Origin of the sequence: Hymenobacter glacialis, assembly GCF_001816165.1 — a bacterium.
Lineage (GTDB): Bacteria > Bacteroidota > Bacteroidia > Cytophagales > Hymenobacteraceae > Hymenobacter > Hymenobacter glacialis.
The window spans coordinates 105123-120516 of the sequence record NZ_MDZC01000090.1 but is presented as its reverse complement, the minus strand read 5'-3'; the positions used below and the strand labels follow the sequence as shown (position 1 = coordinate 120516).

Annotated in this window: 16 protein-coding genes; all 16 read left to right on the top strand. The window is 55.2% G+C overall.

What is annotated here, in order from left to right:
• Window positions 1-196 precede the first annotated feature (196 nt).
• A complete protein-coding gene (gene rpoC, locus BEN48_RS14300; protein WP_070735582.1) occupies window positions 197-4549 on the top strand; it encodes a DNA-directed RNA polymerase subunit beta' in 4353 nt (1450 codons plus the stop codon).
• A 333-nt stretch (window positions 4550-4882) separates the two neighbouring features.
• Window positions 4883-5206, top strand: a complete 324-nt coding sequence (locus tag BEN48_RS14290) for a DUF3467 domain-containing protein (protein ID WP_035567389.1) — start codon at window positions 4883-4885, stop codon at window positions 5204-5206.
• A 293-nt stretch (window positions 5207-5499) separates the two neighbouring features.
• Window positions 5500-5922 (top strand): 30S ribosomal protein S12, encoded by a 423-nt coding sequence (rpsL, locus tag BEN48_RS14285; protein ID WP_035567920.1) that lies wholly within the window; start codon window positions 5500-5502, stop codon window positions 5920-5922.
• A 98-nt stretch (window positions 5923-6020) separates the two neighbouring features.
• Window positions 6021-6488: a 30S ribosomal protein S7 gene (rpsG, locus tag BEN48_RS14280; protein WP_035567919.1), complete on the top strand. Its 468-nt coding sequence runs from the start codon at window positions 6021-6023 to the stop codon at window positions 6486-6488.
• 110 nt (window positions 6489-6598) lie between these two features.
• Window positions 6599-8737, top strand: a complete 2139-nt coding sequence (gene fusA / locus BEN48_RS14275; protein WP_070735580.1) for an elongation factor G — start codon at window positions 6599-6601, stop codon at window positions 8735-8737.
• A gap of 39 nt (window positions 8738-8776) precedes the next feature.
• Window positions 8777-9082, top strand: a complete 306-nt coding sequence (gene rpsJ / locus BEN48_RS14270; protein ID WP_035567915.1) for a 30S ribosomal protein S10 — start codon at window positions 8777-8779, stop codon at window positions 9080-9082.
• Window positions 9083-9153: 71 nt separating this feature from the next.
• Window positions 9154-10452: an O-antigen ligase family protein gene (locus BEN48_RS14265; RefSeq protein ID WP_070735579.1), complete on the top strand. Its 1299-nt coding sequence runs from the start codon at window positions 9154-9156 to the stop codon at window positions 10450-10452.
• Between the two features lie 181 nt (window positions 10453-10633).
• Complete coding sequence (gene rplC, locus BEN48_RS14260; protein ID WP_068191721.1) at window positions 10634-11254, top strand: 50S ribosomal protein L3; 621 nt, start codon at window positions 10634-10636, stop codon at window positions 11252-11254.
• 8 nt (window positions 11255-11262) lie between these two features.
• Window positions 11263-11901 carry a 50S ribosomal protein L4 gene (rplD, locus tag BEN48_RS14255; RefSeq protein ID WP_070735578.1) on the top strand — a complete coding sequence of 213 codons (639 nt, stop codon included), beginning with the start codon at window positions 11263-11265 and terminating at the stop codon, window positions 11899-11901.
• Window positions 11901-12188 (top strand): 50S ribosomal protein L23, encoded by a 288-nt coding sequence (gene rplW / locus BEN48_RS14250; protein ID WP_070735577.1) that lies wholly within the window; start codon window positions 11901-11903, stop codon window positions 12186-12188. Before rplD ends, rplW begins: the two co-directional genes overlap by 1 nt.
• 44 nt (window positions 12189-12232) lie before the next feature.
• A complete protein-coding gene (gene rplB / locus BEN48_RS14245; protein ID WP_070735576.1) occupies window positions 12233-13060 on the top strand; it encodes a 50S ribosomal protein L2 in 828 nt (275 codons plus the stop codon).
• Window positions 13061-13063: 3 nt separating this feature from the next.
• Window positions 13064-13342: a 30S ribosomal protein S19 gene (rpsS, locus tag BEN48_RS14240; RefSeq protein WP_070727268.1), complete on the top strand. Its 279-nt coding sequence runs from the start codon at window positions 13064-13066 to the stop codon at window positions 13340-13342.
• A gap of 1 nt (window position 13343) precedes the next feature.
• Window positions 13344-13766: a 50S ribosomal protein L22 gene (gene rplV, locus BEN48_RS14235; protein WP_070735575.1), complete on the top strand. Its 423-nt coding sequence runs from the start codon at window positions 13344-13346 to the stop codon at window positions 13764-13766.
• Window positions 13767-13772: 6 nt separating this feature from the next.
• Window positions 13773-14645: a 30S ribosomal protein S3 gene (gene rpsC, locus BEN48_RS14230; RefSeq protein ID WP_070735574.1), complete on the top strand. Its 873-nt coding sequence runs from the start codon at window positions 13773-13775 to the stop codon at window positions 14643-14645.
• A gap of 106 nt (window positions 14646-14751) precedes the next feature.
• The gene (rplP, locus tag BEN48_RS14225) at window positions 14752-15177 is read left to right on the top strand and encodes a 50S ribosomal protein L16 (protein ID WP_035567899.1); all 426 of its coding nucleotides are present in this window, start codon (window positions 14752-14754) and stop codon (window positions 15175-15177) included.
• A 1-nt stretch (window position 15178) separates the two neighbouring features.
• Window positions 15179-15391 carry a 50S ribosomal protein L29 gene (gene rpmC, locus BEN48_RS14220; protein ID WP_070735573.1) on the top strand — a complete coding sequence of 71 codons (213 nt, stop codon included), beginning with the start codon at window positions 15179-15181 and terminating at the stop codon, window positions 15389-15391.
• Window positions 15392-15394: the final 3 nt, after the last annotated feature.

Sequence of the window (15394 nt, the reverse complement as noted above, 5' to 3'; positions counted from 1 at the left end):
AGGCCTTCCCGCCATTCTGCTTTGCCGCCAGACTTAATAATTCGACCTTTTGAAAGTGCCTTTGTTCGACATACCTATCTGTTGTGCAAAGACACTTTTCTAAGAGTCAAACTGTTTGAACCTCTTGCGTGCTTCTGGCGAAGGACGAAGAATCAGGCAGCTCAAAGCCAACAGCTACTAGCTTAACCCCAATCAAATGGCTTTCGCAAAAAACAAGAAAGTAGTTCAGGACTTCTCCAAAGTCACGATTTCACTGGCCTCGCCCGAAGCAATTCTGGAGCGCAGCACTGGCGAAGTGGTGAAGCCTGAAACCATCAACTACCGCACGTACAAGCCCGAAATGGGCGGTCTGTTCTGTGAGCGGATTTTCGGTCCCGTGAAGGACTGGGAGTGCCACTGCGGCAAATACAAGCGCATTCGCTATAAAGGCATCATCTGCGACCGTTGCGGCGTGGAGGTGACCGAGAAGAAAGTGCGTCGTGAGCGCATGGGCCACATCGAACTGGTGGTGCCCGTAGCTCACATCTGGTACTTCAAGTCGCTGCCCAACAAAATCGGTTACCTGCTGGGCCTGCCCACCAAGAAGCTCGACCAGATTATCTATTACGAGCGGTACGTCGTGGTTCAGCCCGGCTCGCTGGCTGAAGAAGGCGTGCAGATTCTCGACTTCCTCACCGAAGACGAATACCTGGACATCATCGACAAACTCCCCCGGGAGAACCAGATGCTGCCCAACGAGGACCCCAACAAGTTCATCGCCCGCATGGGTGCCGATGCCCTGCACATGCTGCTGGAGCGCATCAATTTGGACGAGTTGAGCTACTCGCTGCGTGACTCCGCTGCCCACGAAACTTCGCAGCAGCGTAAAGCTGAAGCGTTGAAGCGTCTGCGCGTAGTGGAAGCTTTCCGTGACGCCGCTACCCGCGTGGAAAACCGCCCCGAGTGGATGGTTATCCGCATGGTGCCGGTGATTCCGCCGGAATTGCGTCCGTTGGTTCCGCTCGACGGTGGCCGTTTCGCCACTTCCGACTTGAACGACCTGTACCGTCGCGTTATCATCCGCAACAACCGCCTCAAGCGCCTGATTGAAATCAAGGCTCCGGAGGTGATTCTGCGGAACGAGAAGCGCATGCTGCAGGAAGCTGTTGACTCCCTATTCGACAATTCGCGTAAGGTGAACGCCGTGCGCGCCGAAGGCAACCGTGCCCTGAAGTCGCTGTCTGATATGCTGAAAGGCAAGCAGGGCCGCTTCCGTCAGAACCTGCTCGGTAAGCGTGTTGACTATTCGGGTCGTTCGGTAATCGTCGTTGGTCCGGAGCTGAAGCTGCACGAGTGCGGCTTGCCCAAGAACATGGCGGCCGAGCTATTTAAGCCGTTCATCATCCGCAAGCTCATCGAGCGCGGTATTGTGAAGACGGTGAAATCGGCCAAGAAAATTGTGGACCGCAAGGACGCAGTGGTTTGGGACATTCTGGAGAACGTGCTGAAAGGCCACCCAGTGTTGCTCAACAGGGCTCCTACGCTTCACCGTCTGGGCATCCAGGCGTTCCAGCCGCGCCTCATCGAAGGCAAGGCTATCCAGCTGCACCCCCTCGTTTGTACGGCCTTCAACGCTGACTTTGACGGTGACCAGATGGCTGTGCACGTGCCCCTCGGCCCGGCTGCTATCCTGGAAGCTTCGATGCTCATGCTGGCATCGCACAACATCCTGAACCCCGCCAACGGCGCGCCTATCGCGGTGCCGTCGCAGGACATGGTTCTGGGTCTGTACTACGTAACCAAAGGCAAGCGCAGCACCGACGACGAGAAGATTCAGGGCGAAGGCCGTGTGTTCTACTCGGACGAAGAAGTTGTTATTGCCCTCAACGAAGGCCAGCTCTCGAAGCACGCCTACATTAAGGTGCGTACGCAGATTCGCGATGAGAACGACGATTTGGTAACCAAAGTCGTGGACACTGTGGCCGGCCGTGTGCTGTTCAACCAGATGATTCCCGAGGAGGTAGGCTTTATCGACGAGCTGCTCACCAAGAAGAAACTCCAGCAAATCATCTCGACGGTATTTAAGCGCACGGGCATGGCTCGTACCGCTCAATTCCTGGACGACATCAAGACCCTTGGTTTCCAGTCGGCCTACAAAGGTGGCTTGAGCATGGGTCTGGGCGACATCCAGATTCCAAAGGAGAAAGACGAGTTGGTGCTGCAAGCCCAGAACGATGTGAAGGCCGTAACCCAGAACTACCAGATGGGTCTGATTACGGACAACGAGCGTTACAACCAAGTTATTGACATCTGGACGCGTATCAACAACCAAATCACGGAAACGCTGATGGGTCGTTTGGAGCGCGAAAACCAGGGCTTCAACTCCATCTACATGATGATGCACTCGGGAGCCCGTGGCTCGCGTGAGCAGATTCGTCAGCTGGGCGGTATGCGTGGTCTGATGGCCAAGCCGCAGAAGTCGCTGCAAGGCTCGATTGGTGAGATTATCGAAAACCCGATTCTGTCTAACTTCAAAGAAGGCCTCGATGTTATCGAGTACTTTATCTCGACCCACGGTGCTCGTAAAGGTCTGGCCGACACGGCTCTGAAGACGGCTGACGCCGGCTACCTGACTCGTCGTCTCGTAGACGTATCGCAGGACGTAATCGTGAACGAGCCGGACTGCGGCACGTTGCGCGGTATAGAAACCTTCGCGTTGAAAGACAACGAGGACATCGTGGAGCCGCTGGCCGAGCGTATCCTGGGCCGCGTAACGGTGCACGATATCATCGACCCGCTGACCGGTGATGTACTCCTGACTTCGGGTTCTGAAATCAAGGAAGACACTACCCGCCGTATCGATGCTACTAGCATCGAATCGGTGGAGATTCGTTCGGTGCTGACTTGCGAAAGCAAGCGCGGCATCTGCGCCAAGTGCTACGGCCGCAACCTGGCTTCGGGCCGCATGGTGCAGCGTGGTGAGGCTGTCGGTGTCATCGCCGCCCAGTCGATTGGTGAGCCCGGCACGCAGCTGACGCTGCGTACTTTCCACGTAGGTGGTACGGCTTCCAACATTGCCGTTGAATCTAACATCAAAGCCAAATTCGCGGGTGTGGTGGAGTTCGAGGACGTTCGTACCGTGGCTACCACTACCGCCGAAGGCGTGAAGGGTGCCGTGGTCATGGGCCGCTCGGGCGAAGTTCGCATCGTGGAAAAAGGCACCGGCCGCGTGTTTACTTCCAACCACGTCCCTTACGGCTCCTTCATGCTCGTAACGGAAGGCCAGGAAGTAGAGAAAGGCACGGAGCTGAACAACTGGGACCCTTACAACGCCGTTATTCTGGCGGAGTTTGACGGTACCGTGCAGTTCGACGCCATCACCGAAGGCGTTACTTTCCGTGAGGAGTCGGACGAACAGACCGGTCACCGCGAGAAGGTAATCATCGAGTCGAAGGCCAAGGACCAGAACCCGTCCATCATCATCCGCCCCGGCAAAAAGGGCGATGCCGAAGGTCAGAAGGGCTACAGCATCCCGGTGGGCTCGCACTTGGCCGTCGAGAACAACGACAAAATCAAGGCAGGTCACATCCTTGCCAAGATACCTCGCTCGGTGGGCAAGACCCGCGACATCACCGGTGGTCTGCCACGGGTAACGGAGCTTTTCGAAGCTCGGAACCCGTCGAACCCCGCCGTGGTATCGGAAATCGACGGCGTAGTGACTTACGGTACCGTAAAACGCGGTAACCGTGAAATCTACGTGGAGTCGAAAGACGGTGTTAAGAAGAAGTACATGGTGCCGCTGTCGAAGCACATTCTGGTGCAGGACAATGACTTCATCCGCGCTGGCATGCCGCTGTCGGATGGTGCCATCACGCCTTCGGACATCCTGAGCATTCAGGGCCCCGGCGCCGTGCAGGAGTACCTCGTGAACGAGATTCAGGAAGTGTACCGCTTGCAGGGTGTGAAAATCAACGATAAGCACATCGAGGTGGTAGTTCGCCAGATGATGCAGAAAGTGGTGATTTTGGATGCCGGTGACACGTCGTTCCTCGAAAATCAGGTGATTGATAAAATCATCTTCATGGCCGAGAACGACATGATTATCGACATGAAAGTAGTGACCGAAGCCGGTGATTCGAGCAACATGAAGCCCGGTCAGATTGTGACGGCCCGTCGCCTCCGCGACGAGAACAGCAGCCTGAAACGTCGCGACCTCACCCTCGTGCAAGTGCGCGACGCGCAGCCTTCGGTTTCGCGCCCCACGCTGCAAGGCATCACGCAGGCCTCGCTGGGCACGCAGTCCTTCATCTCGGCCGCTTCCTTCCAGGAGACGACCAAGGTGCTGAGCGAAGCCGCCATCCGTGGCAAGGCAGACCAGTTGCTGGGCCTGAAGGAGAACGTAATCGTCGGTCACCTCATCCCGGCCGGTACCGGTCTGCGCGAGTACACCCGCCAGATTGTCGGCTCGAAAGAGGAGATGGAAGCTGCCCAAGCCGCGCAAGCAGCCGAAGCCGCCGTTCCCGCTAAGCGCGCCAGCCGTGCTGGTAAGCGCGAAGTGTCGGCTGAGTAATCCGCCGTAGGTTTGCAATGGAAAAGCCGACTGGGGTATCCCGGTCGGCTTTTTCTATATATTGGCGAACGATGAAATTCATTTGGTATCTGCACTTCGCCTTTAGAGCGCTGATAAGCGTTGCTGTATTGATAGGCAGTGCAGTTTTGGCATATGTATCGGGGCGTTATTTGTTTGCAATCCCATTTGGATATTTTGCTTTTTTGGAGAAAGTGTGGCCTCAGGTATTCATGTTCATCTGGTTTCTCTTCTTATTCGTCCTAAGCCTGTTCTTTGCCTACGCCGCAGTTCGTTCAGTATTGAATGAATGGCAATCAAAAATTGAACTCTGATATGCAACCAACCGACCAAAACCCAGACCCCAACGCCATCAACATTGAGCTTTCCGAAGCCATGGCAGAGGGCGAATACGCCAACCTCGCCATGATTGCGCACAGCAACAGCGAGTTCGTGATTGACTTCATCCGCATGATGCCTGGCCTGCCCAAGGCCAAGGTGAAGGCGCGCATCGTCGTCACGCCCGAGCATGCCAAGCGCTTGCTGCAGGCCCTCACCGAGAACATTGAGCGGTTTGAAGCCGCTTTTGGCCCCATTAAGATGCAGAACGAAGCTCCGAGCTACCCGATGAACTTCGGCGGCGCGGTAGGGGAGGCATAAGCTAAGCCAGAGGCTGTAGCTGCGAAAGCGCCTTCATGTTAAAGTGGAGGCGCTTTTTGCTGCCCTCACGTCAACCTCACCCCCTGACCCCCTCTCCAAAAAAGAGGGGGAACCGGTTCGGCATTGAAAGTCGTCAGGCTCCCCTCTCTTTTGGAGAGGGGCCGGGGGTGAGGTTGGCGTACAGGGGTTGCAGAAAATTAACATCCTCACACTGTTTGCTATTACGGCGAAATAATCTTACCTTTGCAAGCCAAATTTTAGGGGCAAACGGCTCCAAACAAACCATTCCTTAAATGCCAACCATCAATCAGTTAGTACGGAAAGGCCGTGAGGCTTTGACTACCAAGTCGAAGTCGCCCGCCCTTGATTCGTGCCCGCAGCGTCGGGGCGTGTGCACCCGTGTGTACACCACCACGCCTAAGAAGCCGAACTCGGCTATGCGCAAAGTGGCCCGTGTGCGCCTTACCAATGGTAAGGAAGTTAACGCATACATCCCCGGTGAAGGCCACAACCTCCAGGAACACAGCATCGTGCTGATTCGTGGTGGCCGGGTTAAAGACTTGCCAGGTGTTCGCTACCACATTATCCGTGGCGCCCTGGACACCGCCGGTGTAAGCGGCCGGACCCAGCGTCGTTCTAAGTACGGTGCCAAGCGTCCGAAGCCCGGTCAGCCCGCCGCAGCAGCGAAGGGTGCACCCGCTAAGAAGAAAAAGTAAATGATTTAGTTGTTGGTTGTTAGTTGTCAGTTGTCAGGCCGTGTAATCGGCCCAGCAACTGACAACTGACAGCAAGCAACTGACAACTATATTCAATCATGAGAAAGTCAAAACCAAAAAAGCGCATCTTGCTGCCGGACCCTAAGTACAAGGAGACGCTGGTAACCCGCTTTGTGAACTACATGATGTACGACGGTAAGAAAAACCTCGCGTACACCATCTTCTATGATGCTTGCGACCTCGTGGAGCAGCGCACTAAGGAGAGCGGCCTCGAAATGTGGCGCAAAGCGTTGAACAACGTGATGCCTACCGTGGAAGTGAAAAGCCGCCGCGTAGGTGGTGCTACCTTCCAGGTTCCGATTGAAGTGCGCGCTGACCGCCGCATTTCGGTAGGTGCCAAGTGGATGATTCAGTATGCTCGTCGTCGTGGTGAGAAGACCATGAAGGACAAACTGGCCGGCGAAATCATCGCTGCTGCCAAAGGCGAAGGTGCTGCCGTCAAGAAGAAAGACGACACCCACCGCATGGCGGAGGCCAACAAGGCCTTCTCGCACTTCCGTTTCTAAATAGCCATTAGGTACCTGGGGTCTTAGGGACTTGGATTTATTTGACGAGTATAACCGTTGAACAGCCCAAGACCCTAAGACCCCTAGTCCCTAAGACCCAAACCCAAATCATGGCCGTTAACAAAGACCTTTACTACCTCCGCAACATCGGGATTATGGCGCACATCGACGCCGGTAAGACCACGACGTCGGAGCGTATTCTGTATTACACCGGTAAAACCCACAAAATCGGAGAAGTGCACGATGGTGCCGCCACGATGGACTGGATGGAGCAGGAGCAGGAGCGCGGCATCACGATTACCTCGGCTGCCACGACTACCTTCTGGAACTACCCTACCGATACCAAGGGTGACCCGATTGCCGATACCAAGCAATACAAAATCAATCTCATCGACACCCCCGGTCACGTAGACTTTACGGTGGAAGTGGAGCGCTCGCTGCGCGTATTGGACGGTGCTGTGGCCCTGTTCTGTGCCGTGTCGGGTGTTGAGCCTCAGTCGGAGACTGTATGGCGTCAGGCTGACAAGTACAACGTGCCCCGCATCTGCTTCGTCAATAAGATGGACCGTGCCGGCGCTGACTTCTTCAAAGCCGTAACCGAAATCAAAGAGAAGCTCGGTGCTAACCCCGTGCCTCTGCAGATTCCGATTGGTGCTGAAGACACGTTCCGTGGCGCAGTGGACTTGCTGACCGGCAAAGCCATTGTATGGGATGATGCTACTGAAGGCAAGTCGTACAGCGAAATCCCCGTTCCCGAGGATTTGGTGGAGACGGTAGCTGAATGGCGCCAGAAGCTCGTTGAGAGCGTAGCTGAGTATGACGATGCGTTGCTGGAGAAATTCTTCGAGAACCCCGACTCCATCACCCGCGAGGAAATGATGGTCGTTATCCGCCAGGCGGTAATCGACATGAAGTTCTCGCCCGTGTTGTGCGGCTCGGCCTTCAAAAACAAGGGGGTGCAGACCATGCTGGATGCCGTTATGGCTTACCTGCCCTCGCCTCTTGACATGCCCGCTATCATCGGTACCCACCCCGATACCGGCGCGGAAATCGAGCGTCACCCAGACAACTCGGAGCCTTTCACCGCTCTGGCGTTTAAGATTGCTACCGACCCGTTCGTAGGCCGTCTTTGCTTCTTCCGCTGCTACAGCGGCGTGCTGGACGCTGGCTCGTACGTACTCAACAACCGCACCGGCAAGAAGGAGCGTATCTCGCGCCTCATGCAGATGCACTCCAACAAGCAGAACCCTATTGACAAAATTCAGGCGGGCGACATTGCTGCTGGCGTTGGTTTCAAGGATATCCGCACTGGCGATACGCTGAGCGAAGAGAAGAACCCCATCGTCCTCGAGTCGATGAGCTTCCCTGAGCCGGTAATCGGCTATGCCATTGAGCCAAAGACGCAGGCTGACGTTGACAAAATGGGCATGGCCATCGCCAAGCTCATCGAGGAAGACCCCACGCTGAAAGTTCACACCGACCCCGAGACCGGTCAGACGGTATTGCGCGGCATGGGCGAGCTGCACTTGGAAATCATCATCGACCGCATGCGTCGCGAATTCAAAGTGGAAATCAACCAGGGTGCCCCAATGGTGGCCTACAAGGAGATTCTCACCAAGAAGGTCGACCACCGCGAAACCTACAAGAAGCAGACCGGTGGCCGCGGTAAATTCGGCGACATCGTGTTTGAACTCGGTCCGAAAGAGACCGACCCGGAAAAGCCCGGCTTCGAGTTCGACAACGCCATTGTGGGCGGCGTAATTCCTCGCGAATTCATCCAGCCAATCCAGAAGGGTTTTGAAGAAGCGATGAAGCAAGGTCCGCTGGCCGGCTTCCCAATCGAGGGCATGAAAGTGCGCTTGTACCATGGTTCCTTCCACGACGTTGACTCGGACGCCCTGTCGTTTGAACTCGCTGCCCGTGGTGGTTTCCGCGAAGCTGCCCGCCAGGCTGGCCCGAAATTGCTCGAGCCCATCATGAGCGTCGAAGTGGTGTGCCCCGACGAGTACACGGGTCCCGTAACCGGTGACTTGAACCGTCGTCGTGGTCTGATGAAAGGCATGGACACCAAAGGCGGTGCCCAGCTCATTAAAGCCGACGTGCCCCTGTCGGAGCTGTTCGGCTACGTAACTGCACTCCGTACGATTTCGTCGGGTCGGGCTTCGGCTTCGCTCACGTTCTCGCACTACGAGCAGGTGCCAAGCAACATGGCCGATGCCATCATTGCCAAAGTAAAAGGAAGTAAATAATACCGGTCACTAACTTGGTCAATCGGACCAAAACCCCCAATGAACCAGAAAATTCGCATTAAGCTGAAGTCCTACGACCACAACCTCGTAGACAAGTCGGCCGAGAAAATCGTGAAAGCTGTGAAGGCCACCGGTGCCATCGTAAGCGGCCCGATTCCTTTGCCGACCCAAAAGGAGAAATTCACCGTGTTGCGCTCGCCCCACGTGAACAAGAAGAGCCGGGAGCAGTTCCAGCTTTGCACCTACAAGCGCCTCGTGGACATCTTCTCGACTTCGTCGAAGACCGTTGATGCCCTGATGAAGCTGGAATTGCCCAGCGGCGTTGACGTAGAAATCAAAGTCTGAGGATTCGATTTCAGTATTAATTGAGAAAAGCCCCACTGTGATTCGTCGCGGTGGGGCTTTTTCTTTGGAACTTGCAGCGCTACTACTCTGCCTTCATGCAATCAGTGTTCACACTTGTCCGCTTGCACCAAGCTGCGTTTATCTTCTCCGCTTGTGTCATCGTCGGCATTTTCGTTGCTGGTTGGGTTCGCGTTCTGCCAAGCATTGGGATGGCAGGCATTGCCGCAACGGGCATCGTATACAGCATCACGTACCGGCGCGTCGCTCATTGGTCTTATTGGCCGCTGTTTGGCAGTGGCGCTTTGGTGTTCCTACTACACCTTCTTCAGGGGTTCAATACCACTGCGGCCAATATGGACTCTTACCGGGAAGACTTAGTGCTGCAACTTCCATTCCTAGCCCTCATCCTGGGCTTCTGGCTGCTTCCTGCTTTGCCTGGCCGTTATCTGCGACGGCTGTGGTTGTTACTTATTGGCGCAACAGTAATAGCAGCAGCAGGAGCCACCATTAATTACATCCTGCATTTCCGTGCTATAAACGAAATGTATCTCCACTCAAAGGTGATGCCTACAGAGCCGGACCACATTCGATTCAGCTTAATTATCACAATGGCGGTTGCGGCCGGGGTACTGTTGTTGGTTCACGGCGCAGTGAAGAAAGCCTGGCGTTTTTGGGTGATTGCGACAACTGCATTTCTAATAATATTCCTGCACCTGCTGGCGGTACGAAGTGGGCAAATGACGTTCTATGCCTTGGGCAGCTTGGCAGTAGTATGGTTGGTTTGGAAGAAGAGGATGTGGAAGCAGGCCGTTGCATTGGCTGCAGTATTGGTCCTGTTGCCTGCAATTAGCTATGTGGTGTTCCCCACCTTCAACAACAAGGTTGAGAACACCCAGCAGGACGTGAGTAAAGTCCAGCAGGAATCTGCGCGAGAGGGCAGGACCTATTCCATTGCGGCGCGCGTGTATTCGTATCGGGCTGCCTTGGCCGTGTGGAATAACAACAAGGCGATGGGTGTAGGCAAGCCCGATTTAAAGGACGAGATGGCGAAGCACTATGCCATTTTGTATCCTGAAATAGGGTCAAAATACTACATCCTGCCGCACAACCAATATTTGTATAACCTGGCCGCTTATGGAGAACTTGGCCTGGTTGTTTTCCTGATTGGCATGTTTTACCCAGCGTGGTGGGCTTGGGGTAAACACGCGCCGTTGCTGCTGGCGCAGTATGTAAGCGTTGCATTATCATTTTTGGTTGAGTACACATTAGAGACACAGATTGGCTTAGCCTTCGTCGTGTTTTTCATCATGCTGGCCCTGCAAGGCTCACTTCCACATGAAGAGGATGACGCCTGCTGGCGTCCCGCGTGATGGTGTGCCTACCGGGATGAAACGGAAAGGCAGAACGCTGGTTGGGCTGAGCTAACAGCCTCACCCAGAAAATATTTCTAGCCGTCGTTGTGATTCCCAAGCCTTTTTTCCTATCTTTGCACTCCCTTAGCGAAAACGGCACTCGGTCGTTTTCTTTTTGTGTCATTTAATCATTAACAGAATGCCTGGCATCATCGGTAAGAAAATCGGTATGACAAGCCTCTTCACTCCGGATGGGAAAAACATTCCCTGCACGCTCATTGAAGCGGGTCCGTGCGTAGTGACGCAGGTTAAGACTATCGCGAATGACGGTTACACCGCCATTCAAATTGGGTACGGCGAGAAAAAAGCCAAGAACACCACCAAAGCTTTGGTTGGTCACTTCGCTAAAGCTGGTACTACCCCCAAGAAAAAATTGGTTGAATTCCGCCTCGACGCTGAATCGACCTACGCCGCTGGCGCTACCATCGACGCTACCCTCTTCGAGGAAGGCGAGTTTGTAGACGTAGTAGGCACTTCCAAAGGCAAGGGTTTCCAGGGTGTTGTAAAGCGTTACAACTTCCAGGGTGTTGGTGGCCAGACCCACGGTCAGCACAACCGCCTGCGTCACCCCGGTTCGATTGGTGCTTGCTCCTGGCCTTCGCGTGTATTCAAAGGAATGCGCATGGGTGGCCGGATGGGCAACGACCGCGTGAAAGTGCAGAACCTGAAGGTGATGCGCGTAGTAGGCGACAAGAACCTGATTCTGGTGAGCGGCTCGATTCCCGGTGCTAAGAATTCTTACGTGGTAATCGAGAAATAGACTATACGATGGAACTCGCAGTATATAGCCTCAAAGGCGAAGACACCGGCCGCAAGGTGACCTTGTCTGACGCCATCTTCGGTCTCGAAGTAAACGAGCACGTGATGTACCTGGATGTGAAGCAGTACCTGGCCAATCAGCGCCAGGGCACGCACAAGTCCAAGCAGCGCAACGAGGTGCACGGCACCACCAAGAAGCTGAAGAAGCAAAAAGGTACGGGCGGTGCCCGTGCTGGTAGCATGAAGTCGGGTGTGTTCGTAGGTGGTGGCCGGATGTTCGGTCCTCAGCCCCGCGACTACCACTTCAAGCTCAATAAGAAGACCAAGCGTGTAGCGCGTCTCTCGGCTCTGTCGAGCCTGGCGAAAGATGGCAAAATCTCCATCGTGGAGAACATTGCCATGGAAGCTCCCCGCACCAAGGACTTCGTCGCCATTATGGACGGCCTCAAGCTGAACAATGGCAAGAAGACCATGCTGGTTACCGGTGAGGTAAACAAGAACGTTATCCTTAGCGCCCGCAACCTGCAGAAAGTGAAAGTGTCGACGCCAATCGGCCTCAACACGCACGACCTGCTGAACACGGATACGCTCCTGATTTCGGAAGACGGCATGGCTTCGTTGGTTCAACTCTATAGCACCGCCGAATAATGAGCACGCTGAAACGCCCCATCGTTACCGAAAAGGCCACCGGCCTGAACGAGAAAGGTCGCTACACTTTTGAAGTGGAGCGCACCGCCAACAAAGTGCAAATCAAAAAGGACATCGAATCGCTGTACGGCGTGACGGTAACCGACATCAACACGATGCGCACCATTGGCAAAATGAAGTCGAAAGGCACCAAAGGCGGCCAGGTTTCCGGTCGTCGTGCCCACGGCAAAAAAGCCATTGTTACTGTGAAAGAAGGCGACGTAATCGACTTCTATAGCAACCTCTAGGCTTCGCCTCAATTCTTCCGCCGCAAAAGCACAACTAGCTAGTAATGGCACTTAAAAAACTCAGACCAACAACTCCAGGGCAACGCCACCGCGTTGCGCCGATGTTCGACGAGATTACAACGTCGACGCCGGAGAAGTCTTTGATGACTTCCCTCCCCAAATCGGGTGGCCGGAACTCCTCCGGTAAAATGTCCAACCGCTACATCGGCGGTGGTCATAAAACCCAGTACCGTATCGTGGACTTCAAGCGTGACAAGGCCGGTGTGCCCGCCACGGTGAAGACCATTGAGTACGACCCCAACCGCACCGCCCGCATCGCCCTGCTCAGCTACGCTGACGGCGAGAAGCGTTACATCATCGCACCCGCCGGCATGACCGTGGGTACGAAGGTTGTATCGGGTACCGGTTCGGCTCCCGAAGTGGGCAATACCTTGCCTCTGCGCGAGATTCCCCTCGGTACCATTCTTCACAACATTGAGTTGCAGCCCGGTCAGGGCGCGGCCATGGCTCGCTCGGCCGGTACCTACGCCCAAATCGTAGCCCGCGAAGAGCGTTACGCCACGTTGAAATTGCCTTCCGGCGAAATGCGCATGGTCCTCGTGACCTGCATGGCTACGGTTGGTACCGTTTCGAATGGTGACCACATGAACACCCGGATGGGTAAGGCTGGCCGTAACCGGTGGGCTGGTCGTCGTCCTCGCGTTCGTGGTGTAGCCATGAACCCTGTCGACCACCCCATGGGTGGTGGTGAAGGCAAGTCGTCGGGTGGTCACCCACGGAGCCGCAACGGTATTTTGGCTAAGGGCCAGAAGACCCGTAACAAGAACAAGTATTCGGAGAACCTGATTGTGAGCCGCAAAGGCAAGAAGTAATATATGGCACGTTCACTCAAAAAAGGGCCGTACATTGACTTCCGGCTGGAAAAGAAAGTCTCGGCACTCGAAACGGCGGGTAAGAAATCGGTGGTAAAGACCTGGTCGCGCCGCTCGATGATTTCCCCGGATTTCGTTGGCCACACGTTCGCTGTTCACAACGGCAATAAGTTCATCCCGGTGTATGTGACCGAGAACATGGTAGGACACAAGTTGGGCGAATTTGCCCCAACGCGTAACTTCCGTGGTCACGTCGCCAAAAAAGATAAAGGCAAGCGCTAAGATGGAAGCAGTAGCAAAACTCCGCAATGTGCCGACCTCGCCTCGTAAGATGCGACTGGTGGCCGACCTCGTGCGCGGCAAGAAAGTGACCCAGGCCCTCGGCCTGTTGCGCTTCGAAGCCAATATCGGCGCCGAGAAGATTGAGAAACTGCTCCTTTCGGCCTTGGCCAACTGGCAGCAGCACAACGAAGAAGAGCGGATTGAGGACGCAAACCTCTACATCAGCGAAATCTTCGTGGACGAAGGACGCCAGCTGAAGCGCCTGCGCCCCGCCCCCCAGGGCCGTGGCCACCGCATTCGCAAGCGCAGCAACCACGTAACGCTGAAAATCGACACGAAAGTGGAGAAGCTCAAAAAGGATACCACCGAGCACGCGAAGCAAGTTGGTACTACCGAAAAACCTAAGGCCGACGCCAAATCCTAATTTAATATGGGACAGAAAGTAAATCCAGTTGGCTTCCGCTTGGGAGTTATTAAAGGCTGGGACTCGAACTGGTACGGCGGCAAGGACTTCGCCGAGAAATTGGTGGAGGACGAAAAAATCCGCAAGTACATCAACGCTCGCATTCAGAAAGGCGGCATCAGCCGCATTGTGATTGAGCGCACCCTGAAGCGCATCACCATCACCATCAACACGGCTCGTCCGGGTGTGGTAATCGGTAAAGGCGGCCAGGAGGTTGATAAGATTAAGGACGAGCTGAAGCAAATCACCAGCAAAGACGTTCAAATCAATATCTTTGAAATTAAGCGTCCGGAGTTGGATGCCAAACTGGTAGGCGAGAGCATCGCCCAGCAGCTGGCTGCTCGTATCTCCTTCCGTCGCGCCATGAAGATGTCGATTCAGGCTGCAATGCGTGTTGGTGCCGAAGGCATCAAGATTCAATGCGGTGGCCGTCTCGGCGGTGCTGAAATTGCCCGTTCGGAGCAGTACAAAGAAGGTCGTACCCCGCTGCACACGTTGCGCGCCGATATCGATTACGCTTTGTCGGAAGCTCAGACCGTGTATGGCAAAATCGGCATTAAGGTATGGGTTATGCGTGGTGAGGTGTTCGGCAAGCCCGACCTCTCGCCTAACCAGCAGCTCACCAACCCAGGTGGCGATGCCGGTGGACGTCGTGACGACCGTGGCCCTCGTGGCGAGCGTCGTGATGGCGACCGTGGCCCGCGTCGTGATGGCGGTGCTGGTCGTGGTGCTGGCGACCGTGCCCCCCGTGGCGCAGGCGACAACGCCGGTCCCCGTCGCAACGGCCCCGCCCAAGGTGGCGGAGCTGCCGGTGGTGCTGCTCGCGGCCCACGTCGCTAGAACAGAGTCAAGTCATTTCGCTTCGTTTGCCTCTTTGGTGAACGAAGCGAAATGTTCGGCTGTTCGCCCCTCTCTCTTATAGAACACTTTCTTTTATTAAAATCAAATGTTACAACCGAAAAGGACCAAGTATCGCAAGATGCAAAAGGGTCGCGTAACAGGCCTCGCCTACCGCGGCAGCTCCATAGACTTCGGTTCGTTCGCTATCAAGTCGCTGGAGGTTTCTTGGATTACGGCTCGCCAAATTGAGGCTGCCCGTATTGCCATGACCCGCGCCATGAAACGCGAAGGGCAAGTATGGATTCGCATTTTCCCCGACAAACCAATTACCAAAAAGCCTGCTGAAGTGCGTATGGGTAAAGGTAAAGGTTCGCCCGAGTATTGGGTAGCCTGTGTGAAGCCGGGTCAAATCATGTTCGAGTCGGACGGCGTATCGCTGGAAGTAGCCAAAGAATCGCTGCGTCTCGCGGCTCAGAAGCTGCCGGTTCGTACTTCATTCGTGGTTCGCCGCGATTACACCGACGCCGCCTAAGATGAAAAACAAGACCGACCTCAAAGGCCTTTCCGCTGAAGCGCTGAAAGAGCAACTTACCACTGAGCAGGCTTCGGGCCAGCAGTTGCGTTTCGCTCATGCGATTTCGCCCCTCGAAAACCCCGCCCGCCTCAAGGCCAACCGTAAAAACGTCGCCCGCTTGCTCACCGAGCAGACTCGTCGGAACAACGAGCAGGCCTCTAACCCCGCTTAATTC

Coding starts and splice junctions, on each gene's coding strand:
- rpsC (WP_070735574.1), top strand. CDS start 13,773: ATGGGACAGAAAGTAAATCCAGTTGGCTTCCGCTTGGGAGTTATTAAA.
- BEN48_RS14290 (WP_035567389.1), top strand. CDS start 4,883: ATGCAACCAACCGACCAAAACCCAGACCCCAACGCCATCAACATTGAG.
- rpsL (WP_035567920.1), top strand. CDS start 5,500: ATGCCAACCATCAATCAGTTAGTACGGAAAGGCCGTGAGGCTTTGACT.
- rpsG (WP_035567919.1), top strand. CDS start 6,021: ATGAGAAAGTCAAAACCAAAAAAGCGCATCTTGCTGCCGGACCCTAAG.
- rplP (WP_035567899.1), top strand. CDS start 14,752: ATGTTACAACCGAAAAGGACCAAGTATCGCAAGATGCAAAAGGGTCGC.
- rplB (WP_070735576.1), top strand. CDS start 12,233: ATGGCACTTAAAAAACTCAGACCAACAACTCCAGGGCAACGCCACCGC.
- fusA (WP_070735580.1), top strand. CDS start 6,599: ATGGCCGTTAACAAAGACCTTTACTACCTCCGCAACATCGGGATTATG.
- rpoC (WP_070735582.1), top strand. CDS start 197: ATGGCTTTCGCAAAAAACAAGAAAGTAGTTCAGGACTTCTCCAAAGTC.
- rpsS (WP_070727268.1), top strand. CDS start 13,064: ATGGCACGTTCACTCAAAAAAGGGCCGTACATTGACTTCCGGCTGGAA.
- rplC (WP_068191721.1), top strand. CDS start 10,634: ATGCCTGGCATCATCGGTAAGAAAATCGGTATGACAAGCCTCTTCACT.
- rplW (WP_070735577.1), top strand. CDS start 11,901: ATGAGCACGCTGAAACGCCCCATCGTTACCGAAAAGGCCACCGGCCTG.
- rpmC (WP_070735573.1), top strand. CDS start 15,179: ATGAAAAACAAGACCGACCTCAAAGGCCTTTCCGCTGAAGCGCTGAAA.
- rplV (WP_070735575.1), top strand. CDS start 13,344: ATGGAAGCAGTAGCAAAACTCCGCAATGTGCCGACCTCGCCTCGTAAG.
- rpsJ (WP_035567915.1), top strand. CDS start 8,777: ATGAACCAGAAAATTCGCATTAAGCTGAAGTCCTACGACCACAACCTC.
- rplD (WP_070735578.1), top strand. CDS start 11,263: ATGGAACTCGCAGTATATAGCCTCAAAGGCGAAGACACCGGCCGCAAG.